The sequence below is a fragment of the Paracoccus sp. 08 genome (genome assembly GCF_024105395.1).
Lineage (GTDB): Bacteria > Pseudomonadota > Alphaproteobacteria > Rhodobacterales > Rhodobacteraceae > Paracoccus > Paracoccus marcusii.
Window position 1 is genome coordinate 1 of record NZ_WEKR01000032.1, and the last position, 25,914, is coordinate 25,914.

Annotated in this window: 23 protein-coding genes and 2 pseudogenes; 11 read left to right on the top strand and 14 right to left on the bottom strand. The window is 65.5% G+C overall.

The genetic code is table 11. From position 1 onward, the window contains the following. A pseudogene (locus tag GBO37_RS11945) lies at positions 1–276 on the bottom strand (transposase); the annotation flags it as partial. 844 nt (positions 277–1,120) lie between these two features. Here GBO37_RS11945 and GBO37_RS11950 point away from each other — a divergent pair. Further along, on the top strand, positions 1,121–1,552 hold the full coding sequence (locus tag GBO37_RS11950; protein WP_045980861.1) for a YqjD family protein: 432 nt from the start codon (positions 1,121–1,123) through the stop codon (positions 1,550–1,552). Between the two features lie 10 nt (positions 1,553–1,562). Further along, positions 1,563–2,222, top strand: a complete 660-nt coding sequence (locus GBO37_RS11955) for a phage holin family protein (protein WP_252929155.1) — start codon at positions 1,563–1,565, stop codon at positions 2,220–2,222. A gap of 36 nt (positions 2,223–2,258) precedes the next feature. On the opposite strand, the gene grxD is transcribed toward GBO37_RS11955, so the two are convergent. From grxD to GBO37_RS11970, 3 genes are all read right to left on the bottom strand, one after another. Further along, positions 2,259–2,621 carry a Grx4 family monothiol glutaredoxin gene (gene grxD, locus GBO37_RS11960; RefSeq protein WP_045999222.1) on the bottom strand — a complete coding sequence of 121 codons (363 nt, stop codon included), beginning with the start codon at positions 2,619–2,621 and terminating at the stop codon, positions 2,259–2,261. 33 nt (positions 2,622–2,654) lie between these two features. Beyond that, on the bottom strand, positions 2,655–2,897 hold the full coding sequence (locus GBO37_RS11965) for a BolA/IbaG family iron-sulfur metabolism protein (protein ID WP_045999221.1): 243 nt from the start codon (positions 2,895–2,897) through the stop codon (positions 2,655–2,657). A 119-nt stretch (positions 2,898–3,016) separates the two neighbouring features. Continuing rightward, on the bottom strand, positions 3,017–3,184 hold the full coding sequence (locus GBO37_RS11970) for a hypothetical protein (RefSeq protein WP_176695092.1): 168 nt from the start codon (positions 3,182–3,184) through the stop codon (positions 3,017–3,019). Positions 3,185–3,406: 222 nt separating this feature from the next. Between GBO37_RS11970 and GBO37_RS11975 the strand changes: the two genes are divergently transcribed. The 3 genes from GBO37_RS11975 (at position 3,407) to GBO37_RS11985 (ending at position 5,133) form a co-directional block, all read left to right on the top strand. Continuing rightward, positions 3,407–3,961 (top strand): thioredoxin family protein, encoded by a 555-nt coding sequence (locus tag GBO37_RS11975; RefSeq protein WP_252929156.1) that lies wholly within the window; start codon positions 3,407–3,409, stop codon positions 3,959–3,961. Continuing rightward, entirely contained in the window at positions 3,958–4,635 is a 678-nt protein-coding gene (gene gph / locus GBO37_RS11980; RefSeq protein WP_052715094.1) for a phosphoglycolate phosphatase, read from the top strand. The genes GBO37_RS11975 and gph overlap by 4 nt, the downstream gene beginning before the upstream one ends. Before the next feature lie 69 nt (positions 4,636–4,704). Then, on the top strand, positions 4,705–5,133 hold the full coding sequence (locus GBO37_RS11985; protein ID WP_045980867.1) for a TIGR01244 family sulfur transferase: 429 nt from the start codon (positions 4,705–4,707) through the stop codon (positions 5,131–5,133). 38 nt (positions 5,134–5,171) lie between these two features. Here the strand turns inward: GBO37_RS11985 and GBO37_RS11990 are convergent, their stop codons facing one another. From GBO37_RS11990 to GBO37_RS12010, 5 genes are all read right to left on the bottom strand, one after another. Continuing rightward, positions 5,172–5,516: an arsenate reductase family protein gene (locus GBO37_RS11990; protein ID WP_252929157.1), complete on the bottom strand. Its 345-nt coding sequence runs from the start codon at positions 5,514–5,516 to the stop codon at positions 5,172–5,174. Between the two features lie 144 nt (positions 5,517–5,660). Then, positions 5,661–6,965, bottom strand: coding sequence for a DUF3422 family protein (locus tag GBO37_RS11995; RefSeq protein WP_045999217.1), 1,305 nt, complete (start codon positions 6,963–6,965; stop codon positions 5,661–5,663). A 123-nt stretch (positions 6,966–7,088) separates the two neighbouring features. Continuing rightward, on the bottom strand, positions 7,089–8,531 hold the full coding sequence (locus GBO37_RS12000; RefSeq protein WP_045980869.1) for an NAD(P)(+) transhydrogenase (Re/Si-specific) subunit beta: 1,443 nt from the start codon (positions 8,529–8,531) through the stop codon (positions 7,089–7,091). A gap of 12 nt (positions 8,532–8,543) precedes the next feature. Next, positions 8,544–10,118 (bottom strand): Re/Si-specific NAD(P)(+) transhydrogenase subunit alpha, encoded by a 1,575-nt coding sequence (locus tag GBO37_RS12005; protein WP_127898450.1) that lies wholly within the window; start codon positions 10,116–10,118, stop codon positions 8,544–8,546. Between the two features lie 195 nt (positions 10,119–10,313). After that, positions 10,314–10,967: a hypothetical protein gene (locus GBO37_RS12010; RefSeq protein ID WP_252929159.1), complete on the bottom strand. Its 654-nt coding sequence runs from the start codon at positions 10,965–10,967 to the stop codon at positions 10,314–10,316. 182 nt (positions 10,968–11,149) lie between these two features. On the opposite strand from GBO37_RS12010, the gene pepN reads away from it, so the two are divergent. After that, positions 11,150–13,723, top strand: coding sequence for an aminopeptidase N (gene pepN / locus GBO37_RS12015; protein WP_252929161.1), 2,574 nt, complete (start codon positions 11,150–11,152; stop codon positions 13,721–13,723). A gap of 10 nt (positions 13,724–13,733) precedes the next feature. Then, on the top strand, positions 13,734–14,645 hold the full coding sequence (locus GBO37_RS12020) for a 1-acyl-sn-glycerol-3-phosphate acyltransferase (RefSeq protein ID WP_240542399.1): 912 nt from the start codon (positions 13,734–13,736) through the stop codon (positions 14,643–14,645). 80 nt (positions 14,646–14,725) lie between these two features. On the opposite strand, the gene proB is transcribed toward GBO37_RS12020, so the two are convergent. Together proB and obgE are read right to left on the bottom strand one after the other, a co-directional pair. Next, entirely contained in the window at positions 14,726–15,841 is a 1,116-nt protein-coding gene (proB, locus tag GBO37_RS12025; RefSeq protein WP_252929162.1) for a glutamate 5-kinase, read from the bottom strand. After that, positions 15,829–16,863, bottom strand: a complete 1,035-nt coding sequence (gene obgE / locus GBO37_RS12030; protein ID WP_194885443.1) for a GTPase ObgE — start codon at positions 16,861–16,863, stop codon at positions 15,829–15,831. Before obgE ends, proB begins: the two co-directional genes overlap by 13 nt. 110 nt (positions 16,864–16,973) lie before the next feature. Here obgE and GBO37_RS12035 point away from each other — a divergent pair, with 110 nt between their 5' ends. The 3 genes from GBO37_RS12035 to eno all read left to right on the top strand — a co-directional run bounded on the left by GBO37_RS12035 (position 16,974) and on the right by eno (position 20,456). Further along, complete coding sequence (locus GBO37_RS12035) at positions 16,974–18,362, top strand: YdiU family protein (protein WP_252929164.1); 1,389 nt, start codon at positions 16,974–16,976, stop codon at positions 18,360–18,362. Positions 18,363–18,440: 78 nt separating this feature from the next. Then, positions 18,441–19,121, top strand: coding sequence for an endonuclease/exonuclease/phosphatase family protein (locus GBO37_RS12040; RefSeq protein WP_252929165.1), 681 nt, complete (start codon positions 18,441–18,443; stop codon positions 19,119–19,121). A 60-nt stretch (positions 19,122–19,181) separates the two neighbouring features. Continuing rightward, positions 19,182–20,456 (top strand): phosphopyruvate hydratase, encoded by a 1,275-nt coding sequence (gene eno, locus GBO37_RS12045; RefSeq protein ID WP_252929166.1) that lies wholly within the window; start codon positions 19,182–19,184, stop codon positions 20,454–20,456. Positions 20,457–20,460: 4 nt separating this feature from the next. On the opposite strand, the gene GBO37_RS12050 is transcribed toward eno, so the two are convergent. Next, positions 20,461–21,876, bottom strand: a complete 1,416-nt coding sequence (locus GBO37_RS12050) for a PLP-dependent aminotransferase family protein (RefSeq protein WP_252929167.1) — start codon at positions 21,874–21,876, stop codon at positions 20,461–20,463. Between the two features lie 239 nt (positions 21,877–22,115). Here GBO37_RS12050 and GBO37_RS12055 point away from each other — a divergent pair, with 239 nt between their 5' ends. Beyond that, complete coding sequence (locus GBO37_RS12055; RefSeq protein ID WP_139598623.1) at positions 22,116–23,234, top strand: TRAP transporter substrate-binding protein; 1,119 nt, start codon at positions 22,116–22,118, stop codon at positions 23,232–23,234. A 93-nt stretch (positions 23,235–23,327) separates the two neighbouring features. Here the strand turns inward: GBO37_RS12055 and GBO37_RS12060 are convergent. Together GBO37_RS12060 and GBO37_RS12065 are read right to left on the bottom strand one after the other, a co-directional pair. Further along, positions 23,328–25,225: pseudogene (locus GBO37_RS12060) on the bottom strand (TRAP transporter large permease subunit). After that, complete coding sequence (locus GBO37_RS12065) at positions 25,222–25,833, bottom strand: TRAP transporter small permease subunit (RefSeq protein ID WP_252929168.1); 612 nt, start codon at positions 25,831–25,833, stop codon at positions 25,222–25,224. The pseudogene GBO37_RS12060 and the gene GBO37_RS12065 overlap by 4 nt, the downstream one beginning before the upstream one ends. Between the last annotated feature and the right edge of the window lie 81 nt (positions 25,834–25,914).

The following is a 25,914-nucleotide window of genomic DNA, read 5'->3' on the forward strand; positions in this document are numbered from 1 at the left end:
TGGCGTCAATCATCACTGTCTTCCGGTCGGCGGCTTCGGAACCTCCATCATCCGGGCGAAAACACCGATGTCGCTCCAGCGCTTCCATCGGTTGTAGAGGGTCTTCGGTGGACCACACTCTGGCGGCGCATCGGACCAACGCAAGCCATTACGATTGATGAAGACTATCCCGCTCAAGACCCGCCGATCATCGACCCGTGGGCGGCCATGGCTCTTTGGAAAGAACGGCCGCAGCCGCGCCATCTGCTCATCACTCAGCCAAAAAAGATTGCTCAGCATGCCCCCATCAGTTCGGGAGCGTGAAACACGCCGGCAAGGGGGTCGAAACCCGATTAATGGGTCATGGCCCTAGGCTTTACGTATGGAATGGCGTTCTGTCGTATTAAGAACATGTAACCCGGGCGGCTGTGGAGTTGACAGTGTATAGGCTATAATTTTGTGTCGCAGCTTTGGTATTGCTTATGTATAGGCAGTGACACTTACACTATTCACTGACCAAATTTGCAGTGGTCTAATCGCATAGATACTATCGTTCGGTAGTATAGGGTCACGCACCTGATCATCTTGGTCAATATGATCCCAATAACGGTTTTATTGATTAACTATTTTTTGACGTAAATCGATATTTAAAATTCTTTACGATTTGTAAGTTATTACAATGGAGAGCAAGTGCCTTTTGGTATAAATTAGCATTAATACTTGTATGTCAACATGGCCGACGATCACTTACCCTCCAGTGCCTTTTAAAATTTCCAGCATGCATTAAATTTTTATCCTTAGTAAATTCATAGTTTTAAATATAGAATATTTATCTAAATTGTATATTTTATCACTCTTATTTTTATAAATATACCCTTAAAATCCCAGCTTATCTTAACTTATACTTTTTTTAAAGAAGTGCAAAATTTTTAATCTTTGCGAAAAGATATTGATCCTCTATTGTATGTCAATAGTGGTCGTAAGACTTTGTTAAAAGTAAACATTGACTTGGTCTGAAAGCGCCAGCGGTGTCACCGTGCGGTTGTCGTGCGCAAAGATTTTGCAGCAGTTCGGGAACAATCCAGACCCTGTGACGGTTTGTCCATCGACGGTGACAAGACGCCGATGAAAGGACATTACCATGGCACATAACCCCACTGCTGACGACATTAAACGCGACGCCCGTTCGGCTGCGAACGAAGCCCACGGCGACCTGAAGGATGGTGCCCGCAAGATCGCGGACGACGTTCGGGACACCGCGCGCGAACTGTCCGACAATTCGGGTGCGGCACGCCTGAAAGAGCGTGGCGCAGCACTGGCCGATGATGCCGTCGAAACGGGCAAGTACTATGCCGAACGCGCCCGCGAGACCGGTCAGGAATACGCCGATCGCGCGCGTCTTGAGGCAGAGCGCCTGTACGAAGCAGGCCAGCAGAAGGCGACCGAAGTCGCTCACTACGCTGAAGAGCGTTATGACGAAGTGTCCGAGATGGTTCGCCGCAACCCGGCGCAGGCCTTGGGTATCGCGGCCGGTGTCGGCTTCCTAGTCGGTCTGCTGATCTCGCGTCGCTGAGGTCGGGCATATGTTCGATTTCGCCCGACGCGTTCAGGAAGCTGTCGGCGACACGGTCCGGCGCACGGCGATGAAGGCCGTCGCCGGATTGGTCGGACTGATGGCTGGCGGATTCTTGACGGCTGCCCTGTGGTCGTGGCTTGCCAACGATCTGGATTGGGGCTCGACCTTGGCGTCGTTGACCATCGGCGGAGGTTTGATCGTGCTGATGATCATCCTTCTGGCCATGGCGGCAAAGCGCAAGCACACTATGCCGACAACTGATGATCTGAAACGTGAGGTCGAAGCTCGGGTTTCTTTGGCGACCGATGCGGCGGCGACTCGTGCGCGGGCGGAAGCGACGCGAATTGTCGAACTGGCCGAAGCGAAGGCACATTCGCTGATGGATCAGGCTGGCTCTCGCGCGACCAAACTTGCTTCTGATGCAGAAGAAAAGCTGTTCGGCAGCGTCCGCAATACCGCTCGCGCTGCGGGTCTTACGTCTTCCAACGTTACTGCTGCAAGGCAGTCGCTTCAAAACGGCGCGCATCAGTTACGCCAAGCGACCGACAGCAATGCTGGAACGATGACCAAGCTGGTTGGAGCGTTCGCTGTCGGTGTCACGTTGGCCGCAGCAATGCAGCAACGTCGACACGACAGGATGGATTACGATCCCGACGACATGATGTGAAAAAGGGCGCCTCGGCGCCCTTTTTTTTATTCCAGATCAGGCATTTGCCTCCCGGATCTTGTTGGCTGCATCCTTGTCGAACGCGACGCCCTTTTTTTCCAGCAGCTGATCAAGTTCTCCTGACAATGTCATCTCGGTGATGATGTCGCAGCCACCTACGAACTCACCCTTGACGTAAAGCTGGGGAATGGTGGGCCAGTCGGAGAAATCCTTGATGCCTTGGCGGATGTCAGCGTCCGACAATACGTTCACGCCCTCGTAGGGCACGCCCATATAGTTCAGAACGCCGGCAACTCTGCTCGAAAAGCCGCATTGGGGCATCTCGGGCGTGCCTTTCATGAACAGGACCACGTCGTTGCGGTCGATCATGTCCTGGATGCGCGTGTTCGCGTCGCTCATATCGGCAATCCTTGTAAGGGGGCAGGGGGCGCGTCAGTCAGGCGCCTTGGTGGTCAGGGCAAGCGCATGCAACTCTCCGGCAGGGCCGTCCATCTTGCCCTGAAGGGCGGCATAGACGGCGCGCTGTTGCTGCACGCGGTTCAGCCCGCGAAAGCTTTCATCGATAACTTCGGCGGCATAGTGGTTTCCATCACCGGCCAGATCAGTGATCGTAATCTTTGCCTGGGGAAAAGAGACCCGCAGAAGGGCCTCGATATCATGCGCTTCCATGGCCATGGGCGGATCCTTGTCTGTGTCACACATGATGTAGGGGATGCCGGCAAAGGCTGCAAGACCGGCACGAAAACGGCCGCGTTCCAGAGAAACGCGGCCGCCACGATTAATCTTATCAAGGTTTACTGCGTCGCGCTGACCGCACCCACGGTTCCGCCGACAACCGCGCCGGCCGGACCCGCCACAGCCGCACCGCCAAGACCGCCGGTCGCGGCGCGCTCGCCAACCGTCGTTCCGCATGCCGAAAGCGCCAGCATCGCGCCGCACAGTCCCACAGCCACATATTTCATGATGAATGTCCTTTGATGTCAGGTTCTGTAAAACAGACGCAAACCAAGGGTCACAGGTTCCGGGATTGCCGTAGAAAGGCGATCGAAAGCAGGGGAAAATTTCTTCCTGATAATCTGTATTATGTACCAGAAATGTCTCTCCGGTTAGCCTTTCAACCTTTTCACCACTTGTCCCTATGGCACGTATCTTTCAAGGTTCCGGAAAATGGATCGGAGGATCACATGGCCGTATCGCCACCCGTCTGCGATTTCGATGCGCCTTGGCACGACTTTGCGCTGCGCGATACGGACGGAAGCGTCGTGGCGCTTTCGCAGGTCGCCGGATCGCGCGGGACGCTGGTGATGTTCATCTGCAACCATTGCCCCTATGTCAGGTCGATCCTGGACCGCATCATCCGCGATGCGCATGCCCTGATGGACCACGGCATCGGCGTCGTCGCCATATCTTCGAACGACGTCGCGGCCTATCCGGAGGATAGCCCGGCGCTTATGAAGGACTTGGCGCAGCGAAACGGTTTTCGCTTTCCCTACCTGTATGATGCGGATCAGTCGGTCGCACGGGCCTATGGCGCCGAATGCACGCCGGACTTTTTTGGCTATTCCGCCGACGGTCGACTGCAGTATCGCGGTCGACTGGATGCCTCGACCCGTGCGGCGGCGGCGACGGACGCCCGCCGCGACCTGTATCTGGCCATGGTGCAGATCGCGGAAACCGGGCAAGGTCCGCGCGATCAGGTCGCATCGATGGGATGCTCGATCAAATGGAAGGCCGCATGACCATGGACAGACCCTGCCCGATCGTATTCGACCTGGACGGCACGCTGATCGACAGCGCGCCCGACATCCACGCCTGCGTGAACGCGGTCCTGCGCCAGCATCAGATCGCACCGCTGCCCCTGGCGCGGGTGCGCAGCTTCATCGGTGGCGGTGTCGAGCTGCTGTGGACCCGGATCATCGCCGCCTGCGGTATCGAACCGGTGCATCGGCCCGCGCTGATCGCGGCCTTCATGGCGCGCTATCACGATGCCACGGCCCTGACGCGCCTGTTTCCGGGCGTGATCGAGGCTGTGGGACGGCTGGCCGATGCGGGTCATCCCCTGGGCATCTGCACCAACAAGCCGATGGGACCGACGCGCAGCGTGCTGCAGCATTTCGCGTTGGATCGTCTGTTCCCTGTCGTTGTCGGAGGGGACAGCCTGCCGCAGCGCAAGCCCGACCCCGCGCCCTTGCGCCTGGCCCTGCAGATGCTGGGCGTCGAGGGGAATGCACCCCGTGCGCTCTATGTCGGTGACAGTGAATTTGACGCGAATTGCGCGGCGGCGGTGCCGGTGCCGTTCCTGATCTATTCGGGCGGCTATCGCATGACGCCCATCGCCGATCTGCCGCATCACGCAGCCTTCGATCGCTTTGACGATCTGCCGGGTCTGGTGGATCAGGCGATGGCGCTCTAGGCAGCCGGCTTGACAACCGGCGGCGAAAGACGCCACTTCGGGGCGGACCCGTGCACGAAAGGCCCTATGATGGATCTGCGCCAAATCAGCCCCAACCTTGCCGTCTCTCCGCAGATCCTGCCCGAGGATGTCCCGGCCTTGGCCGATGCGGGGTTCAAGGTCCTGGTCAACAATCGCCCCGACGAGGAGGTCGAGGCCGAGATCGATCACGATGCGATGGCGCAGGCGGCAGAGGCTGCCGGAATGCGCTATCACTACCTGCCGTTCCACCCGGGCCAGATCACGCCGCAGCTGATCGCGGATTTCGGGACGGCGACCGTGGGACAGGGGCCGGTGATCGCATATTGTCGGTCCGGCAACCGCAGCACGGTCCTCTGGGCCCTGACTCAGGCCGGGCGCATGCCCGAGGATGAGATCCTCAAGACGGCCGACGCCGCCGGGTACGACCTCAGCGGCGTGCGGCCGCTGATCGCCTCGCTGGCCAGCCGCAAGGGATAGACCGGGCAGGGCAATGTCCCCTGCCCTGCCCCGTGTCGTCAGGCAGGTACGCCAAATGACCGCTTGACATTTGCAGTCCAACCAAGTCCGGAAAGATCATCGGCGCGAATCGCCGGGCGCTTCATCACGCTCGGCTTTTCGCCCATCATGGCGACCGGATCTGCCGCGCGCTCGTCCTCGGACATGCCGCGCCATGTCAGGCTTGCGCGGTTGATGATCTTGTCACCGAACTGCGCGACAAGGGCTGCACGCTCGTCAGCGGACAGCGGCTCCTTCTGGACATCGCGGAACTGTACCGTCCATCCGTTGTCCTGCAGGTGGGCCTGCGCCTTCTGGCAGGTCGAACAATGGGCAAGGCCGTACATCGTCAGCGTCTTGGACATGGATACCTCGTCAGATCAGGGGAACGAAGGGCACGCCGCAGGCAGTCAGGGTCAGGGTCGCCAGCAGGGCAAGGGTCAGGCGCATCGGTCGTGGTCCTTCATGGGTCAGGCCTGATGTATCCCCCCCGCAGCAGGTGCCACAAGTCACAAATCGTCGCTGCCGGGGTCGTGGAACTGCGCGCGCACCCGGCGCATCGCCCACCAAACGCCCAGCACCGTCAGGGGCGTCAGCACGGCGACGACCAGCGTCTTGTCCAGCCCCGCGCGCCCCGCCAGCGGCGCCAGCGCATAGCTCAGCAGGCCCACCGCGTAATAGCTGATGGCGACGACCGACAGCCCCTCGACCGTGTGCTGCAGCCGCAGCTGCATGTCGGCGCGGCGGTCCATGCGGTGCATGATCTTCTGGTTCTGGGCGCTGCGTTCCACGTCGACACGCGTGCGCAGCAGCTCGGCCGCGCGGGCTGTGCGTTCAAGCATCGTGGCCAGCCGCCGTTCCGCCGATTTCGCCGTGCGCATGGCCGGCTGGTACCGCCTGCGCATGAATTCGGTCAGCATCTGGCGGTCCAGAAACCGCGTCTCCCGCAGGGCGGCGATCCGATCATGCACAATCGCCTCATAGGCGCTGTTGGCACCAAACCGGAAGGAATGCAGGACGGCCTGCGCCTCCAGCTGGGTCGAGACCGCCAGCAGGTCATGCAGCAGCTGTTCGGCGGGCTGCGCGTCGTCGGTCATCGATTCCAGGATCGCGGTCAGGCGCGGCTCTAGTTCGTTCAGGCGGTTGCCCAGACCGCGCGCGCGCCCAAGGCCCAGCATCGACATGGCGCGATAGGTCTCCAGCTCGACCAGGCGATGCACCAGGCGCCCGATGCGGCCGTCCGACGTGCCGGGTCGCACGAAGATCGCGAACCGCATCCAGCCGTCCGCGTCGATGCGGAAATCACCCGCGACCATCGCGGTCTCGTCCAGCACCCAGATCGCGGCCAGGCTGTCGCGCGCGAACCAGCCGTCGATGCGGGCCAGCGCCTCGGCCGGGTCATCGGGCAGCAGGTCGACCTGGATCATCACCGCCGCGACGCGCTTGCCCGGCGCGGCGTGCTGCCAGGCGTCGGGAAAGATCGCCGCTGCCGACGGATCGAACGGACGGATCGGAAGACCCGGCGTCATCGCCATATAGGTCACGAACTCGGTGTGGCTCTCCCATTTCAGTTCGTGACGGCCTAGTTGGCCCTGATAGTGGCTGTCATCGGGATCGGGGCGTGGACCGCCATGGCGGCTGACCAGCTCGCCCAGATGCGCCAGATCCTGCGCTCGGTCGCGGTTGGCGGCGTCGCGCGGCTCCTTGAACGCCACGAAGACCGCGGTCGCCGGCGCGGTGATCCGCGGCGAGGGCCGGGCATGCAGTTCGTTGACCAGCGCATAACGCAGGGGATGTTCTGTGGCCGGGTTCATCTGCCGCTCCTGAAGACGGGGCAACGGCCCCTGCCCCATTTCAAGACCACCGCGACAGGCGGCACAAGTGGGAACGCCCGCCGGCTGTGAACCGGCGGGCGTCCGTGGCACGATTGCGCCGGATCAGTCGATCATGGGCAGCAGCTTGTTGATGCTGTCCTTGGCGTCGCCATAGAACATCCTGGTGTTCTCCTTGAAGAACAGCGGGTTCTCGATGCCGCTATAGCCGGTGCCCTGCCCGCGCTTGGACACGAAGACCTGCTTGGCGCGCCACACCTCCAGCACGGGCATGCCGGCGATGGGGCTGTTCGGATCGTCTTGGGCCGCGGGGTTCACGATGTCATTGGACCCGATGATGATGACGACGTCGGTCGAGGGGAAATCCTCGTTGATCTCGTCCATTTCCAGCACGATGTCATAGGGGACCTTGGCCTCGGCCAGCAGCACGTTCATGTGGCCGGGCAGACGCCCCGCGACGGGGTGGATGGCAAAACGCACCGTCTTGCCCGCCGCGCGCAGCTTGCGCGTCAGTTCGCTGACCGCACCCTGCGCCTGCGCGACCGCCATGCCATAGCCCGGCACGATCACGACGCTGTCCGCCTCGTTCAGCGCGGATGCCACGCCGTCCGCATCGATGGCAATCTGCTCGCCCTCGATCTCGGCTGCGGGGCCGGTCTCTCCGCCGAAACCGCCCAGGATCACGCTGACGAAGTTCCGGTTCATCGCCTTGCACATGATGTAGGACAGGATCGCGCCCGACGATCCGACCAGCGCGCCCGTCACGATCAGCAGATCGTTCGACAGGGTAAAGCCGATCATCGCCGCCGCCCAACCGGAATAGCTGTTCAGCATCGATACCACGACCGGCATGTCCGCGCCGCCGATGCCCATGATCAGGTGATAGCCGATGAAGAACGCCAGCAGCGTCACCAAGATCAGCCAGAACACCGCCGGACCGACGCCGGTGAAATACAGCACCCCGATCAGCAGCGACAGCGCCAGCGCACCCGCGTTCAGCATGTGGCCGCCCGGCAGCTTCTTGGGCTTGCCGTCGACACGGCCCGCCAGCTTGCCAAAGGCCACGACCGACCCGGTAAAGGTCACCGCGCCGATAAAGATTCCCAGGAAGACCTCGATCTTCAGCATGGCGATCTCGGGGGCGGTCTTGTGGGCCAGCAGGGCCGCAAAACCGGTCAGTTCGGCCTCGAACCCTTCGGCACGCAGGCGCAGGACGCGCGACAGCTCGATCTGGGCGTTGAAGCCGACAAAGACCGCGGCCAGACCGACCAGCGAATGCATTGCCGCGACCAGCTGGGGCATCTCGGTCATCTGCACGCGCTTGGCGACCAGCCAGCCGCCGGTGCCGCCGATGGCGATCATGATCAGCGACAGCAGCCAGTTGCCCGCGCCCGGCCCGAACAGCGTCGCCACGACCGCAAGGCCCATGCCGACGATCCCGTACCAGATCGCGCGCTTGGCGCTTTCCTGTCCCGACAGCCCGCCGAGCGACAGGATGAACAGGACCGAGGCGACCACATAGGCCGCAGTGGTAAATCCGTATTCCATTGTCCCGACCCCTTACGACTTCTGGAACATGGCAAGCATGCGCCGGGTGACCATGAAGCCACCAAAGATGTTGACCGATGCCATCAGCACGGCCAGCGCGCCCAGGATCACGACCCAGGCCGATCCCGACCCGATCTGCATCAGCGCGCCCAGGATGATGATCGAACTGATCGCGTTCGTGATGGCCATCAGCGGCGTGTGCAGCGAATGCGCTACGTTCCAGATTACCCGGAAGCCCACGAAACAGGCCAGCACGAAGACGATGAAATGCGACATGAAGCTGGCGGGCGCGATCAGTCCGATCAGCAGCACGACCAGACCACCGCCCAGCAGAAGCTTGATCTGGCTGGCGGTCTCGGCCTTGAAGGCCGCGGCGTCGGCGGCGCGGCGTTCGTCGGGGGTCAGCTCCTTCTTCTTCTCCTTGGGCTTCTGCGCGGCAATGGCGGCGACCTTGGGCGGCGGGGGCGGCCAGGTGACGTCGTGGTCATGCACGACCGTCGCACCGCGGATGACGTCGTCCTCCATGTTGTGGACGATGACGCCATCCTTCTTGGGCGTCAGGTCGGCCACGAAATGGCGGATGTTGTTGCCGTACAGCTCGGAGGCCTGCGCGCCCATGCGCGACGGAAAGTCGGTATAGCCGACGATGACCACGCCGTTGTCGGTGACGATGCGTTCGTCCGGCACGGTCAGGTCGCAGTTGCCGCCCTTTTCGGCCGCCAGATCGATGATGACGCTGCCCTGCTTCATCATGGCCACCATGTCGGCGGTCCACAGCTTGGGCGCGTCGCGTCCGGGGATCAGCGCCGTGGTGATGACGATGTCCATCTGGGGCGCCAGCTCGCGGAACCGGGCCAGCTGCTTCTCGCGGAACTCGGGGCTCGACGGCGCGGCATAACCGCCGGTGGCGGCGCCGTCCTGCGCGGGCGCGTCGAAGTCCAGATAGACGAACTCGGCACCCATCGATTCGATCTGTTCGGCCACTTCGGGGCGCACGTCAAAGGCATGGACCTGCGCGCCAAGGCTGACCGAGGTGCCGATGGCCGCAAGACCCGCAACCCCTGCCCCCACGACCAGCACCTTGGCCGGCGGGACCTTGCCTGCCGCCGTCACCTGTCCGGTGAAGAAGCGGCCAAAGTTGTTCGCCGCCTCGATGACGGCGCGATAGCCTGCGATGTTGGCCATCGACGACAGCGCGTCCATCTTCTGCGCGCGGCTGATGCGCGGCACCATGTCCATGGCGATCGCGGTGATGCCCTGGTCTTTGGCCTGCGCCAGCAGTTCGGCGTTCTGCGCCGGATAGAAGAACGAGATCAGAGTCTGCCCCGCCTTCATCTGGCCGATCTCGGCTGTGGTCGGCTGGCGTACCTTGGCCACCACGTCCACCGCATCGATCAGCTCCGCCGCGGTCTGGCAGACTGTCACGCCGGCACTGCGATAGTCGTCGTCAGCGAAACCTGCGCGCGCGCCCGCGCCGCTTTCCACGAACACGTCATGTCCCAGCTTGCCCAGATGCGCGGCGGTGGATGGCGTGATCGCCACCCGCGCCTCGCCCTCGAAGCTTTCCCTCGTTGCGCCAATCTTCATGGCTCTGATGCCCCCCGGTCTGGTGATCTTTCGTCGCAAACGTCATAGCATCGCGAAATATTGTTTCACAAGGCTGCGCTGTCGCGACCGGCTCGGAAAGACCATTGCGGCGGCTTGGGAACAACCGGTCCAGCGCATGTGAAAACGGCCCGGATGTGGATGCATCCGGGCCGTTCCGTGACCTGACCGGTCGGATCAGTTGGCCGGGGCCGGCGTCGTGGTGGTCGCCGGCGCGGTGGTCGCAGGCGGCGCAGGGGTGGTCGCGGGTTCTTCGACGCTGACGGCGTCGTCAACAGCGTCAGCCGCACTGTCGGCTGCCTCTGCTGCGGCATCCGCTGCGTTCGATGCGGCCTCGCCTGCACCGTCAACGGCGTTATCGATCGCGGTGCCGGCTGCGTCGGCTGCGTTGCCTGCAGCTTCGACCGCGCTGTCGGCAGCGGCGCCAGCCGCATCGGCTGCGTCGTCGGCTGCATCGGCGGCACCGGCGGCGGCGTCATCGGCGGCCTCGGACGCGCTCTCGGCTGCGGCCTCTGCTTCGGCTGCCGCGTTGTCGGCAGCGGCTTCGGCCTCGGACGCCGCGGCATCGACTTCGGGTTCTTCGACGACGGCGGGGGCCGTGGTCGTCTCGGGGGCGGGTTCGGTGGTCGTCACCGTGGTGGTGTCACCTTCAACGACGGTCGTGTCATCAGCCATGAAACGCTGCAGCACGAAATAGGCCAGCGCCAGCGCCAGCAGGACACCGATGATCAGCGGCAGCGCGGACGACTTGCGCTCCACCGGCTCGACATAGGTTTCCTTCGGGGTGGTGCCGGGTTTCACGCGGTTCGGATCGTTGGGATCATAGCTCATGCAGGTCTCCGATTCAGACTGTATTTTGACCGGGTTAGGTCGCGAAGCTGTGGCGTGTGACCGTTCGGCTGTCAACCGCCAACGCCCGACGCCACGCCTTGCGAGCCGGCGTTCAGGCGATTAACACCGACTAAAGGCCGGGGTTCCGCTTGCGGCCGCATTTTTACGAAAGGCCGCTGACCATGTCCGTCGAGAAACCGCAGCCTGTCCAGCACCTTGCCGATTACCGTCCCTGGCCGTTCACCCTGTCACAGACCCGGCTGGACGTGACCCTGGCCCCCCGCGACACGGTCGTTCTGACCGAACTGGACCTGGAACCGTCGGACCAGCCGGTCGATCTGGTGCTGGATGGCGGCGCGGGGCTGCGGTTGCAGTCGCTGCGCATCGACGGGCTGACCGTAGACCCGGCCCACGTCCTTCGCGACGACGAGACGCTGACCATCCGCGCCGCCGCCCTGCCCCGCGTGCCCTTCACGCTGGCGACCGACGTGCGCATCGATCCGCAGGACAACACCGCCTTCGAGGGCCTGTATCTGTCGGGCGGCATCTTCTGCACCCAGTGCGAGGCCGAGGGGTTTCGCCACATCACCTTCTATCCCGACCGCCCGGACGTGATGACCACGTTCCGCGTGACGCTGCGCAGCGACCTGCCGGTGCTGCTGTCGAACGGCAACCCCGTGCGCGCCCAGGACGGCGTCGCGGAATGGAACGACCCCTGGCCCAAGCCTGCCTATCTGTTCGCACTGGTGGCGGGCGATCTGGTGGCGGTCAGCGACAGCTTTACCACCCGGTCGGGGCGCGCGGTCGATCTGAACGTCTGGGTCCGTCCCGGCGATCAGGACCGCGCGGGCTTTGCGATGGAGAGCCTGATCAAATCGATGCGCTGGGACGAGGACGTCTATGGCCGCGAATATGACCTGGACGTGTTCAACATCGTCGCGGTCGACGATTTCAACATGGGCGCCATGGAAAACAAGGGGTTGAACATCTTCAACTCGAAACTGGTGCTGGCCTCTCCGGATACCGCGACCGATGGCGACTACGAGCGGATTGAGGCGGTGATCGCGCACGAGTATTTCCACAACTGGACCGGCAACCGCATCACCTGCCGCGACTGGTTCCAGCTGTGCCTCAAGGAAGGGCTGACGGTCTTTCGCGACCAGCAGTTCACCAGCGACCTGCGCTCGGCCGCGGTCAAACGGATCGAGGATGTGCAGACCTTGCGAGCACGGCAGTTCCGCGAGGATCAGGGTCCGCTGGCCCATCCCCCGCGTCCCGACCGGTACGAGGAGATCAACAACTTCTATACCGCGACGGTCTATGAGAAAGGCGCCGAGGTCATCGGCATGCTGAAGCGGCTGGTCGGCGACGACGGCTATGCCCGCGCGCTGGACCTGTACTTCGACCGCCACGACGGCGATGCCGCCACCATCGAGGATTGGCTGAAGGTCTTCGAGGATGCCACCGGCCGCGACCTTGCCCAATTCAAGCGCTGGTACACCGACGCCGGGACCCCTGTCCTGACCCTGCAGGAAACCTGGCAGGACGGCACGCTGACGCTGAACTTCACGCAGCAGACGCCGCCCACTCCCGGCCAACCTGACAAGCCCGCCCGCGTCATCCCGATCGCGGTCGGCCTGATCGGCCCGAACGGTGACGAGGTCGCGCCGACCCGCGTCCTGGAGATGACCGAGGATCGGCAAAGCTTTAGCTTCGAGGGTCTGGGTGCACGGCCCGTCGCCTCGGTCCTGCGCGGGTTCTCTGCCCCCGTGATGCTGCAGCGGCAGATGGACGATGCGACGCGGGCCTTCCTGCTGGCCCATGACACCGACCCCTTTGCCCGGTGGGAGGCGGGGCGCGAACTGGCGCTGTCCGCCTTGACCCAGCTGGCACGCGGAGAGGATGCGGGCGACGACTACATCACCGCGATCGGCGCGCTGGCCGGCGATGCCGATGCCGATCCGGCATTCCGTGCGCTGTGCCTGAACCTGCCCGGCGAGGAGGAGATCGCGACCCGTCTGGCCGCCACCGGCACCACGCCCGACCCCGATGCGATCCATCACGCGCGCGCAGGGCTGGCCCGCCGCATTGCCATGGCGCATCAGGATCTGCTGGCGGAACTGTACGACACGATGACCGTGCCGGGCGCCTATTCCCCCGATGCGAACGCGGCTGCGCGACGGTCGCTGCGCATCGCGACGCTGGGGTTGCTGGGGCGGATCGACGGCGGCGACCGGGCCGAGGTGCTGTTCGGCATCGCGGGCAACATGACCGAACGCATGGCCGCACTGGCCGTGCTGTTGCGCATTGGCCGCGGCGACAACGCGTTGCGGATGCTGCACGACGAGTTCGCCGACAACCGGCTGGTCATGGACAAATGGTTCGGCATCCAGGTCATGGCCGCGCCCCCGTCTGACGCCGTCGCCATCGCGGAACGGCTGGCCGCGCGCCCCGATTTCGACTGGAAGAACCCCAACCGCTTTCGCGCGCTGCTGGGCGGTCTGGCGGCGAACCATGCGGGCTTTCACGCGGCCGACGGGTCGGGCTATGCGTTCACGGCGGATTGGCTGATGCGCATGGATGCGGTCAATCCCCAGATCGCCGCGCGCATGTCCACCGCGTTCGAGACATGGCCCCGCTATGACGCCGCGCGCCGCGATCACGCGCGCAATGCATTGGAACGGATCGCATCTCTCGCGGGTTTGAGCCGCAATACACGCGAGATGGTCTCGCGCATGATCGCTGCGGGACGCTGAGGGGGACGCGATGGGCAAGCATGAGGAGGCCCGCGCCGAGATGCAGGCGCGCCTGGACCCGCTGATCGCGGAGCGGGCGCCCTGGCTGTTTTCGGGCCGTCCCCGCGATCGCGTGGCGCGGTGGGCGATGATGCATCTTCTGCGCTATCCCCGCACCGTCGATCTGGGCGCCGAGTTTCGCGACTTGCCGCCGGCCGAGATCTTCCGCCGGATGAGCGACCTGATCGTCCGCGATCTGCAGGTCGAAGGGTTGGAGCATATCCCTGCCACCGGCCCTGCCCTGATCGTGGCCAACCATCCCACCGGCATCGCGGACGGGATCTTCCTGAATGCGGTGATCTCGCAGCTGCGCGACGACGTGTTCATCTATGCCAACCACGACATGATCCGCGTCTTGCCGCAGATGATCGACATGATCGCCCCCGTCGAATGGCGGGTCGAAAAGCGCAGCCATGCCAAGACCCGCGCGACGATGGACTATACCCGCGACGCGATTGCGGCGGGCCGGATAGGTCTGATCTTTCCGTCGGGCCGCCTTGCCAAGCGCACCGGCCTGACCCTGAACGAGCGTCCCTGGATGGCAAGCGCCGCAATGATCGCCCGCAAGTTTGACCTGCCGGTGATCCCGCTGCGCATCCGGGCGCGAAATTCGGCGCTTTTCTACTTGTTCGACAAGATCCATCCGACGCTGCGCGACGTGACGCTGTTCAACGAGGTGCTGAACAAGACCGGCCAACCCTATCGCGTGACCATCGGCGCACCGATCATGCCCGCGGATCTGCCGCGCAGCAGCGACGAGGCGATCCTGGCGTTGCGGCAGGCCGTCCTGTCCCTGCCCACGCCGGGCAGCACCGCGATCCGCCTAACCCGCAGCCGCGGCGTCGCCCGCCTGACCGGAGCACGGCGCCCCGTCGGCGGCTGATTGCGTCCCGCGACGGCCGGGGGGCCAGCCCCCCGGACCCCCCGCCCGGTGCCTGTGCCCGATGGGACGTCAGAGGCCCGTCACGTCACCATGTCATCACGATGGATCAATGCCGCCCGACCGGGATAGCCCAGGATCGTCTCGATCTGTGCCGAGTGATGACCGGCGATGGCCCGCGCTTCGGTTGCGGTATAGCGGATCAGCCCGGTCGCCAGACGCTGGCCGGCGCGGTCGGTGATCGCCACCGGATCGCCGCGCCCGAAATCGCCCTGCACCTGCGTCACGCCCGCAGGCAGCAACGATTTGCCACGGCCAAGCGCCAGGCGCGCACCATCGTCCACGATGACCGTGCCCTTGGGCTTCATCGCGGCGATCCAGCGCTTTCGGGCAAGCTGCGGATCCGCCTCGGGCAGGAACCACGTAGTCCGGGCGCCCTGTGCAACGGCCGACAGCGGGCGGAGGACCGACCCCTCGGCAATCGCCATCGCACACCCGCCCGCCACCGCGGTGCGCGCCGCCATCAGCTTGGTCTTCATGCCGCCCTTGGACAGGCCCGACACGGGGTCGCCGCCCATCGCCTCGATCTCGGGGGTGATCGTCTCGATCACCGGCAGATGGCGGGCCGTCGGATCGGTCTTAGGGTTCGCCGTATAGAGCCCGTCGACATCCGACAGCAGCAGCAGTTGGTCCGCGCCGCAGGTCACGGCGATCTGCGCGGCCAGGCGATCGTTGTCGCCAAAGCGGATCTCGTCGGTGGCAACGGTGTCGTTCTCGTTCACGATGGGCACGACGCCCAGGCCCAGCAGGGTCTGCATCGTCGCGCGGCTGTTCAGATAGCGGCGACGGTCGGCACTGTCCTCCAGCGTCAGCAGAACCTGTGCGGTGATGACGCCGTGGGGTGCCAGAGCCTCCTCATAGGCGCGGGCCAGGCGGATCTGGCCGACGGCCGCCGCGGCCTGCGCCTGTTCCAGCGGCAGCGCGCCGGAAGGCAGGCCCAGCACCCGCCGCCCTAGCGCGATCGACCCCGAACTGACCAGCACGACGTCGCAGCCTTGCGCCCGCCATGCCGCCACATCGTCGCACAGACCGCGCAGCCAGTCGCCGCGCAGGCCCTCGGGGCCGACCAGCAGCGCCGAGCCGATCTTGACGACCAGCCTGCGGGCCCCGCCAAGCTGCGGCACGCTCACGGCTGCCATGTCCCCTCGGGCGTTTCGGGGGCGGCGGGCGCGCGCGACGGCTCGATCTGGGTCCACAGCGCGCGCAGCACGTCGGTCACGCCGGTCCGGGCCACGCCCGACATCAGCATGACCGGATGGCCCAGCTCTGCCTCCAACGCGGCGCGGCGCTCGGCGATCTCCTCCTCCTCCAGCGCGTCGATCTTGTTCAGCGCGGTCACGCGGGGCTTCTGCATCAGGACCGGCGAATAGGCCTCCAGTTCCGTCAGGATGGTGCGCGCATCCTCGGCCACGGTCTCGGATGTGCCGTCCACCAGATGCAGCAGCACGTTCGACCGTTCGACATGGCCCAGGAACTGATCGCCCAGGCCCCGGCCCTCGCTCGCGCCCTCGATCAGGCCCGGAATGTCGGCCATCACGAATTCGCGCCCGTCCACGCCGACGACGCCAAGGTTGGGGTGCAGCGTGGTGAAGGGGTAGTCGGCGATCTTGGGACGCGCGTTCGACACGGCGGCCAGAAACGTCGACTTGCCGGCATTGGGCAGACCCACCAGGCCCGCATCCGCGATCAGCTTCAGCCGCAGCCAGATGGTCCGCTCGACCCCCTCCAGCCCAGGATTGGCGGTGCGCGGGCTGCGGTTGGTCGAGGACTTGAAATGCAGGTTCCCCCAGCCCCCGTTGCCGCCCTTGGCCAACAGCACGCGCTGTCCGACCTCGGTCATGTCCGCGATCACGGTCTCTTCGTCCTCGTCCAGGATCTCGGTGCCGACGGGCACCCGCAGCACGACGTCGTCGGCGGACTTGCCGGTCATCTGGCTGCCCATGCCGTGCTGGCCGGACTTGGCAAAGAAATGCTGCTGATAGCGGAAATCGATCAGGGTGTTCAGCCCATCGACCGCCTCGGCCCAGACATCGCCGCCGCGGCCGCCGTCACCGCCGTCAGGACCGCCGTATTCGATGAACTTCTCGCGGCGGAACGACACGCAGCCCGCGCCACCCCCGCCCGAGCGGATATAGACTTTGGCGAGGTCGAGAAATTTCATGGGACAGCTCCTTTTGCCGGATGCCGATACGCCCTTGACGCCTGTGGCGCAAGGGTTCCGGGCTGGCAATGCCGGGATGTGCGCCTATGTAATGGTCAAAGGAGACCGCGATGATCCGTTTCGACAACAGCTATGCCCGGATGCCGCAAGGGTTCTTTGCCCGCGTGGACCCCACCCCCGTGACCGCCCCCAGCCTGCTTGCGCTGAACGGACCGTTGGCGGATCGTCTGGGGCTGGACCGCGACGCGCTGACGGTCGAGATGCTGTCGGGCAATGCCGTCCCGCAGGGTGCGGCGCCGCTGGCCCAAGCCTATGCCGGGCACCAGTTCGGTGGCTTCGTGCCGCAGTTGGGCGACGGGCGCGCCGTCCTTCTGGGAGAGATCGTGGCCCCCGACGGGGCGCGTTTTGACATCCAGCTGAAGGGATCGGGGCCGACGCCCTTCTCTCGTCGCGGCGACGGGCGGGCCTGGATGGGGCCGGTGCTGCGCGAATACCTGGTCAGCGAGTTCATGGCGGCGATGGGCGTCCCCACGACCCGCGCGCTGGCCGCCGTCGCCACCGGCGATCAGGTGTGGCGCGAACAGGGCGGCCTGCCCGGTGCCGTCCTGACCCGCGTCGCCGCCAGCCACATCCGCGTCGGCACGTTCCAGTTTTTTGCCGTGCGCGACCGCAGGGATGCACTGGCGGCCCTGACCGACCACGTGATCGCGCGCCACTATCCCGATGCGGACGGCCCCTTGGCCCTGCTGGACCGGGTCGTCGCCGCGCAGGCCGAAACCATCGCGCAATGGATGGCGCTGGGCTTCATCCACGGGGTGATGAACACCGACAACATGGCGATCTCGGGCGAGACGATCGACTACGGGCCCTGTGCCTTCATGGACGTCTATCACCCCGACACGGTCTTTTCCTCGATCGATCGCCAGGGCCGCTATGCATGGGCGAACCAGCCCCAGATCGCCGTCTGGAACCTGGCCCAGTTCGCGACCTGCCTGATCCCCCTGATGGGAGAGGAGGAGGCCGCGGTCGAGGCCGCGACCACCGCCGTCCATCGCTTTGCACCGCTGTATCAGGCCGCATGGCTGCGCCGGTTCGGCGACAAGCTGGGCATCGACGGTGCCGCGAACCAGTCGCTGATCGAGAGCCTGCTGCAGATGATGGCCGAACAGCGGGCCGATTTCACCCGTGTCTTCGCGGGCCTGTCGGACGGGACCGCGCGCGACGAATTTGCAGACCCCGCAGCCTTTGACGCTTGGGCGCGCGACTGGCAGGCGCTGTCGCCCGACACGACGGTGATGGTCCGGGCCAACCCGCGGCGCATTCCGCGCAACCACCGGGTCGAACAGGCGATCGCATCCGCCGTGGCGGGCGACATGGCGCCTTTCGAACGACTGTTCGACGCGATCACCCATCCGCGCGACCTGCGCACCGATTGGGCAGATCTGGCGCAGGCACCGACACCTGCGCAGGCGGTTCGCCAGACGTTCTGCGGCACCTGACGGGGTTGTGCGCGCCTGCCCCTTGCGCGTGACGCGGACCCCGCCAAGATCACCCGCAACGCCAGCTCGGATGGATTGATGCTGAAGATCGCAAGCTACAACCTGCACAAGTGCCGCGGGATGACCGGCCCGCATGCGCCGCTGCGCAATCTGGCGGTGATCCGGTCGCTGGACCCGGACATCATCGCCCTGCAGGAGGTGGATTTTCGCCTTGGCGCCCGCCCCGAAGCCCTGCCGCGCAACCTGATCCAGTCGGAAACGGGTTTGGTGCCTGCAGATATCTACGGCACGACCGAAAGCAGCCTGGGCTGGCATGGCCAGACGATCCTGATGCGCCCGCATCTGGCCGAACAGGCGGTGCTGCGCCGCCTGCCCCTGCCGGGTCTGGAGCCGCGCGGCGCGGTGGCCCTGCGCCTGCCCGGCCTGACGCTGATCGGCGCGCATCTGGGGCTGGCGCGGTCGTCGCGGCGTGCGCAGCTGGCCCGGATCACCGCGCAGGCCTCTCGGATCGCGGACGACCACATCGTGATGATGGGCGATTTCAACGAATGGCGCGACGACCGGGGGCTTGAATCGCTGGCCGGGTTCCGGGTCGTGGCGCCGGGACCGTCCTGGCCCGCGCCCCTGCCCCGGCTGCGGCTGGACCGGATGGCCCTGTCCACAAACCTGCACGTCCTGGAAACCGGCGTCTTCAACGAGGCGGGCGCGCGCGACGCGTCCGACCMCCTGCCGATCTGGGCGCGCATCCGCTTTCCGTGAAGATTGCGAAACCGGGCTTGCGGCGCTAACAAGGCGCCAAGCATCAACCGGAGTGCGCTTATGACCGCCATCATCGACATCTTCGCCCGTGAAATCCTGGACAGCCGCGGCAACCCGACCGTCGAGGTCGACGTGACCCTGGAAGACGGCACCATGGGCCGCGCGGCCGTTCCCTCCGGCGCGTCGACCGGCGCGCACGAGGCGGTCGAAAAGCGCGACGGCGACAAGTCCCGCTATATGGGCAAGGGCGTGCTGGAGGCGGTGGCCGCCGTCAACGGCGAGATCGCCGAGAACCTGGTGGGCGAGGATTCGACCGAACAGCGCGCCATCGACATGATGATGTGCGAGCTGGACGGCACGCCCAACAAGGGCCGCCTGGGCGCCAACGCGATCCTGGGCGTGTCGATGGCAGTGGCCAAGGCGGCGGCGGATGCGACCAACCAGCCGCTCTACCGCTATGTCGGTGGCACCAGCGCGCGCATCCTGCCGGTGCCGATGATGAACATCATCAACGGCGGCGAGCATGCCGACAACCCGATCGACATCCAGGAATTCATGATCATGCCCGTCGCCGCGGAGAACATCCGCGAAGCCGTGCGCATGGGGTCGGAAATCTTCCACACGCTGAAGAAGGAGCTGTCGGCGGCGGGCCTGTCCACGGGCATCGGCGACGAGGGCGGCTTTGCCCCGAACCTGTCGTCCACCCGCGACGCCCTGGATTTCATCCTGAAGGCCATCGAGAAGGCCGGCTATCGTCCCGGAGACGACATCATGCTGGCGCTGGACTGCGCCTCCACCGAATACTTCAAGGGCGGCAAGTACGAGATGAAGGGCGAGGGCAAGTCCCTGACCCCCGGCGAGAACGTCGATTATCTGGCCGCGCTCTGCGACGCCTATCCGATCCTGTCGATCGAAGATGGCTGCGCCGAGGATGACTGGGACGGCTGGAAGCAGCTGACCGACCGTCTGGGCGACCGCGTGCAGCTGGTCGGCGACGACCTGTTCGTGACCAACCCCGTGCGCCTGGCCCAGGGGATCGAGCGCGGCTGCGGCAACAGCCTGCTGGTCAAGGTCAACCAGATCGGCACGCTGTCGGAAACGCTGGACGCCGTGCGCATGGCCGACCGCGCGGGCTATACCAGCGTCATGTCGCACCGTTCGGGCGAGACCGAGGACGCGACCATCGCTGACTTGGCCGTCGCCACCAACTGTGGTCAGATCAAGACCGGTTCGCTGGCCCGTTCCGACCGGTTGGCCAAGTACAACCAGCTGATCCGCATCGAGGAAATGCTGGGCGCCACCGCCGAATACGCCGGCCGCAGCATCCTGCGCTGACCCTTCAGTCCGGCCCCGCCTCGGGGCCGGACCTTGCCATCTGGCCCAGGGTCTGCAGCGCGGCGGCCAGCCTGTCGCGCGGCATCCGACAGTTCAGCGCGATGCGCACTCCCTGCACCGGCGCCTGTGCCGGTCCGCAGAAATCCGACGACGGGCGCACGATCACCCCCGCCGCCGCCGCGCGCGACGCGAAATCGGCGGCCGTCCACGGCGCGGGCAGCGGCAGCCAGACCATCGGCACGCCGGCCTGACCCCGCGCATCCAGACCCGCCAACGCCTCCTGCGCCAAGGCCAGCCGATCGGCCACCTGCGCCTGAACCTCGCGGGCGATCCGATCGCCATCGCCGGATCGCAGCAGCCGCGTCACCAGCCCGGTGATCGGCTGCGACAGGCCCATATGACTGTGCTGCGCGGCGACGCGCCCCGCCTGGCCCATCCCCTCGGGGCAGATCAGCACGCCGAAGCGCAGGCCCGCGGCGATGATCTTCGACAGGCTGCTGACATGCCAGACCCGCTCGGGCGCCAGGGCGCGCAGGCTGGGGGGCGCATCGGGACGTGGGCTGGGCGCATAGCATTCGTCCTCGATGATCTGCAGGTCGTGGCGGCGCGCCACCTCGACGATGCGGTCGCGCCGGGCGGCCCCCATCGACGCCAGCGTCGGATTCTGCGCCGAGGGCGTCAGGCACACCAGCCGCGCCCCCGTGGCGCGGGCGACGCGGTCCAGATCCTCGGGGATCATGCCCTGATCGTCCAGCGCCACCGCCTGTGTCTGGGCGCGCATCAGGCGTGCCGCGTGGGTGATGCCGGGATAGGTCAGCGCCTCGACCATGACCTGCGCAGGTTGATCCGCCAGGCACAGCGCCATGACCAGCGTGATCGCGTGCTGACCGCCGTGCGTCAGGACCATGTCGTGGTCGGCCACCGTCCCCAGGGGTCGGACGGACATCCAGTCCAATGCCGCGCCCCGGCAATCCTGGTCGCGGCTGAGCGGGGTGTAATCCAGGACCGATGCGTCCATGTCCGCCGCCATCGCCGCCAGATGCGTGGCAAGGACCCGCGCCTGACCGCAATCAGGCAGCTGCGGGATGCGCAGGTCAGCCGGGCCCTGCGGGGATGCAGGGTGGTCCAGGCTTTCGTACAGCAGCGGCTGCGGCACCGGGCGACGGGGGCGCGCCCCGGCGATGAAGCTGCCGCGTCCCACATGACTTTCCACGACGCCTTCGGCGGCGGCCACCTGATAGGCCCGGGCGACGGTCCCGGTCGTGACCTTCAGCCGCCAGGCCAGGTCGCGCATCGGCGGCAGGCGCGTGCCGGGCGCCAACTGGCCCGACCGCGCGGCCTCGCGCAGGGCGTTGGCCAGGGCGCGGAACTTGGGTCCGGGCTGGCCGGTCAGGTCGGGCTGCCAATCCTCGATGCGCATCTGAGCCTCCTTGCCGCGACATCCCTGATAATGCGCCGTTTTTGCGGGCACAATCGCCTGCGTACAATTGCGCGACCGCATCAGGGCCGGCGGCGTGAAATAACTTTGGGGGACCGGTCTCAGAACACTCGACAGGCCCGAAAGCGGGGCTAAACTGTCGGCCATGCAGGGTGGGAAGTTGCGGGCCGAGGGGGCCCACCGACCCAAGCGGAGGAGACAGAATGAAAGATTCCAAAGCGTTGGACCGGCGGTCCTTCATCGCGCGGGCGTCCATCGGCGGTGCTGCGGCGGCAGCCGGCAGCGTGCTGGCCGCGCCCGCCATCGCGCAAGAGGCACCGCAGATCAACTGGCGCCTGGCCTCCAGCTTTCCCAAGTCGCTGGACACCATCTATGGCGGCGCCGAGGAAATCTCTCAGCGCCTGTCCGAGGCGACCGACGGCCGCTTCCAGATCCAGGTGTTCTCGGCCGGAGAGATCGTGCCGGGCCTGGACGCCATCAACGCGACCACCGATGGCACCGTCGAATGTTCGCATTCGGTGGGCTACTACAACTGGGGCAAGGACCCGGCCTTCGCCTGCGGTGCCGACCTGCCGTTCACCTTCTCGGCCCGCGCCAAGAACGCCTACAACTATCAGGGTGGCGGCATCGAGAACTACAACACCTTCCTGGAAAAGTACAATCTGGTCAGCTATCCGGGCGGCAACACCGGCGTGCAGATGGGCGGCTGGTATCGCAAGGAAATCAACTCTCTGGCCGATATGCAGGGCCTGAAGATGCGCATTTCCGGCCTGGCGGGCCGGGTCGTCGAGAAGCTGGGCGTGGTGCCGCAGCAGATCGCCGGCGGCGACATCTATCCCTCGCTGGAGCGCGGGACGATCGACGCGGCCGAATGGGTCGGCCCCTATGACGACAGCAAGCTGGGCTTCCAGAAGGTCGCGCCCTATTACTACTATCCCGGTTTCTGGGAGGGCGGCCCGACGGTCAGCTTCTTCGTGAACAAGGGCAAGTGGGACGAATTGCCGGAGAACTACAAGTCGCTGTTCCGGACCTGCGCGCAGGCTACCGACCAGAACATGCTGGCGAAATACGACATGAAGAACCCGACCGCGCTCAAGGAGCTGGTCGGTTCGGGCGCTCAGCTGCGCTCGTTCAGCGAGGAGGTGCTGGCCGCATCCTTCGCCGCCGCGAACGAGGTCTATGCCGAGGTCTCGGCCGAGAACGAGTCCTTCAAGACGCAGTACGAGGCGATGCTGCAGTTCCGCGACGATTGGTACCTGTACCAGCAGACAGCGGAATACACGTTCGACACGTTCATGATGATCCAGCAGCGCAACGGCACCCTAGCCGTCGGCGGCTGATCGGTCGACCCGACCGGAATGCGAAACCCCCGCGCAGGTGCTGCGCGGGGGTTTTTCGTTGGTGCATCGGGCCCGCGGTGACGGGCCCGCCCGTCAGTTCCCCGACAGGCCCGGAGGAGGCCCGCCGAAGCCCAGGCCCATACCGCCGGAGGGCGCCGCCGCCTCGGGTGCCGCAGTTTCCGGCGTAGGGCTGGCAGGTGCGGGTGCGTCCGGGGCGGTTGCGTCCGGGGTCGGCGTCGCCGGAGCCGGCTGCTGCTGGCCGAAGGGCGATCCGCCCAATCCGCCCCGCCAAGCGTACCGAACCCGCCGCTGCCACCCTGCGGGGCCGCGGCGCCGCCGCCCAGCCCACCACCGAGACCGCCGCCAAGCCCCCCGCCAAGGCCGCCGCCCATGGGGATCTCGATCCGCATGTTCGACGTGTCCACGACCGGTCCCTTGTAATGCATGACCATCCCCGGGAACGCGATCACCGCCGCGATCATCAGGACCTGAAGCCCCACGAAGGGAACCGCGCCGCGATAGATGTTCAGGGTGGTGATCGGGTCCATCATCAGACCGGTGATCTTGTCCCGATAGGATTTCCGCGGCGCGACCGAACGCAGATAGAACAGCGCAAAGCCCACGGGCGGCGTCAGGAACGATGTCTGCATCGTCACCGCCAGGATCACTCCGAACCAGACCAGATCGACGCCAAGCGCATTCGCCGCCGGGATCAGCAGCGGCACGATGACGAAGGCCAGCTCGAAGAAGTCCAGGAAGAAGCCAAGGATGAAGATGATGATGCAGGACACGATCAGGAAGCCCGTGACCCCGCCGGGCAGCGCGGTCAGCAGGTCGCGCACCCAGATATGGCCGTTGACCGAATAGTAGGTCAGCGAGAAGACGGTCGCGCCCAACAGGATGAACATCACGAAGGCCGACAGCTTGACCGTGGACAGCAGCGCCTGGTTCAGCACGTCGAAGCTGAGGCGGCGCTTGATCGCCGAGAGGATCAGCGCGCCCATCGCACCCATCGCGCCGCCTTCGGTGGGCGTGGCGATGCCCAGGAAGATCGTGCCCAGCACCAGGAAGACCAGCGCCAGGGGCGGGATCATCACGATGATGACCTGCCGCGTCATCGGCGACAGCCAACGTCCGCCCGTGGCACGGTCGGCGACCGCCAGGATCAGCAGGACCACGACCGCCAGGGTCGCCGCCCAGATGGGCGCGTTCGTGACGCCGTTGGCGTCCATCCAGCGGCTGGCCAGCTGGAAGATCGCGACGGCCAGCACGATCACCACAGCCAGCGACCAGCCGCCGCCGCCCAGGCTGCGCGCCTCCAGCGGCAGGGCGGGCATGGCTTTGGGCCGCAGGACCGACAGGATCAGGACATAGACGATGTAGACGCCGGTCAGCGCCAGCGCGGGCACCATGGCGGCCTTGTACATGTCGCCCACCGACCGGCCCAGCTGGTCGGCCAGCACGATCAGCACCAGCGAGGGCGGGATGATCTGCGCCAGCGTCCCCGAGGCCGCGATCACCCCCGTCGCCAGCGGCTTGTCATAGCCGTAGCGCATCATGATCGGCAGCGAGATCAGACCCATGGAGATGACCGAGGCCGCGACCACGCCCGTCGTCGCCGCCAGCAGCGCGCCGACCAGGATCACCGCATAGGCCAGGCCGCCGCGCACCGGGCCGAACAGCTGGCCGATTGTGTCCAGCAGCTCCTCGGCCATGCGCGACCGTTCCAGCACGATCCCCATCAGCGTGAAGAACGGTATGGCCAGCAGCGTGTCGTTGCGCATCACGCCGAAGACGCGGTCGCCAAGCGCCCCCAGCAGGTTCCAACCCAAGTTCACCTGGTCGGACAGGGGCGTCAGGAACACCCCGAAGAAGAAGAACAGCAGCCCGTTGGCCGCCAGCGCAAAGGCGATCGGATAGCCGAACAGCAGGAACGCCACCATCGAGAAGAACATGATGGGGGCAAGGTTGTGGGCGATAAGGTCGATCACGGGCGGCGCTCCGGTTCATCGGTCTGGTCGGTGCGGCCCGTCAGCATCAGCCCGGCCTCGTGATTGGCGGCCTCGTTCGGGCCGGTGTTCTGGTGCGGATCGGGAATGATGCCCCGCATGACGGCGATCTTCTTGACGATCTCGGACAGGCCCTGGGCGAACAGCAGGCCAAAGCCCACCACCAGCACGCCCCGCGCCGGCCAGAGCGGCAGGCCGCCCGCGTTCATCGAGATCTCTCCGGTGCGGACGCTGCCCATCAGGGCGGGCCAGGTCAGCCACAGCATGACCGTGGTGAAGGGCATCAGGAACAGGATCGTGCCCAGAAGGTCGATCCAATGCTGCACCCGACGCGACCAGCGGCCATAGATCACGTCGATGCGGATATGTTCGTTCTCGAGCAGCGTCCAGGCCGAGGCCAGCATGAAGGCCGCGCCGAACAGGTACCACTGCGCCTCCAGCCAAGCGTTCGACGACATGCTGAACACCTTGCGGACGACCGCGTTGACGGCGCTGATGACGACGGCCAGCAGGATCAGCCAGGCGACGCTGCGCCCGATCAGCGTCGTGACGCGGTCGATGCCGCGCGAAAGGGCCAACAGGCCGCTCATGATATGCTCCTCCCTCAAGGTACGGCCTTCGGCCGCGGTCCGGTTGACCCGGTCGTTCTGGCTGGCAGGATATGCGGCAAG

Coding starts and splice junctions, on each gene's coding strand:
- pepN (WP_252929161.1), top strand. CDS start 11,150: ATGTCCGTCGAGAAACCGCAGCCTGTCCAGCACCTTGCCGATTACCGT.
- GBO37_RS12035 (WP_252929164.1), top strand. CDS start 16,974: ATGATCCGTTTCGACAACAGCTATGCCCGGATGCCGCAAGGGTTCTTT.
- GBO37_RS11995 (WP_045999217.1), bottom strand. CDS start 6,965: ATGAACCCGGCCACAGAACATCCCCTGCGTTATGCGCTGGTCAACGAA.
- grxD (WP_045999222.1), bottom strand. CDS start 2,621: ATGAGCGACGCGAACACGCGCATCCAGGACATGATCGACCGCAACGAC.
- GBO37_RS12065 (WP_252929168.1), bottom strand. CDS start 25,833: ATGAGCGGCCTGTTGGCCCTTTCGCGCGGCATCGACCGCGTCACGACG.
- obgE (WP_194885443.1), bottom strand. CDS start 16,863: ATGAAATTTCTCGACCTCGCCAAAGTCTATATCCGCTCGGGCGGGGGT.
- GBO37_RS11965 (WP_045999221.1), bottom strand. CDS start 2,897: ATGGCCATGGAAGCGCATGATATCGAGGCCCTTCTGCGGGTCTCTTTT.
- GBO37_RS12020 (WP_240542399.1), top strand. CDS start 13,734: ATGGGCAAGCATGAGGAGGCCCGCGCCGAGATGCAGGCGCGCCTGGAC.
- gph (WP_052715094.1), top strand. CDS start 3,958: ATGACCATGGACAGACCCTGCCCGATCGTATTCGACCTGGACGGCACG.
- GBO37_RS12050 (WP_252929167.1), bottom strand. CDS start 21,876: ATGCGCATCGAGGATTGGCAGCCCGACCTGACCGGCCAGCCCGGACCC.
- GBO37_RS11970 (WP_176695092.1), bottom strand. CDS start 3,184: ATGAAATATGTGGCTGTGGGACTGTGCGGCGCGATGCTGGCGCTTTCG.
- GBO37_RS12000 (WP_045980869.1), bottom strand. CDS start 8,531: ATGGAATACGGATTTACCACTGCGGCCTATGTGGTCGCCTCGGTCCTG.
- GBO37_RS12005 (WP_127898450.1), bottom strand. CDS start 10,118: ATGAAGATTGGCGCAACGAGGGAAAGCTTCGAGGGCGAGGCGCGGGTG.
- GBO37_RS11975 (WP_252929156.1), top strand. CDS start 3,407: ATGGCCGTATCGCCACCCGTCTGCGATTTCGATGCGCCTTGGCACGAC.
- eno (WP_252929166.1), top strand. CDS start 19,182: ATGACCGCCATCATCGACATCTTCGCCCGTGAAATCCTGGACAGCCGC.
- GBO37_RS12010 (WP_252929159.1), bottom strand. CDS start 10,967: ATGAGCTATGATCCCAACGATCCGAACCGCGTGAAACCCGGCACCACC.
- GBO37_RS11950 (WP_045980861.1), top strand. CDS start 1,121: ATGGCACATAACCCCACTGCTGACGACATTAAACGCGACGCCCGTTCG.
- GBO37_RS11985 (WP_045980867.1), top strand. CDS start 4,705: ATGGATCTGCGCCAAATCAGCCCCAACCTTGCCGTCTCTCCGCAGATC.
- proB (WP_252929162.1), bottom strand. CDS start 15,841: ATGGCAGCCGTGAGCGTGCCGCAGCTTGGCGGGGCCCGCAGGCTGGTC.
- GBO37_RS11990 (WP_252929157.1), bottom strand. CDS start 5,516: ATGTCCAAGACGCTGACGATGTACGGCCTTGCCCATTGTTCGACCTGC.
- GBO37_RS11955 (WP_252929155.1), top strand. CDS start 1,563: ATGTTCGATTTCGCCCGACGCGTTCAGGAAGCTGTCGGCGACACGGTC.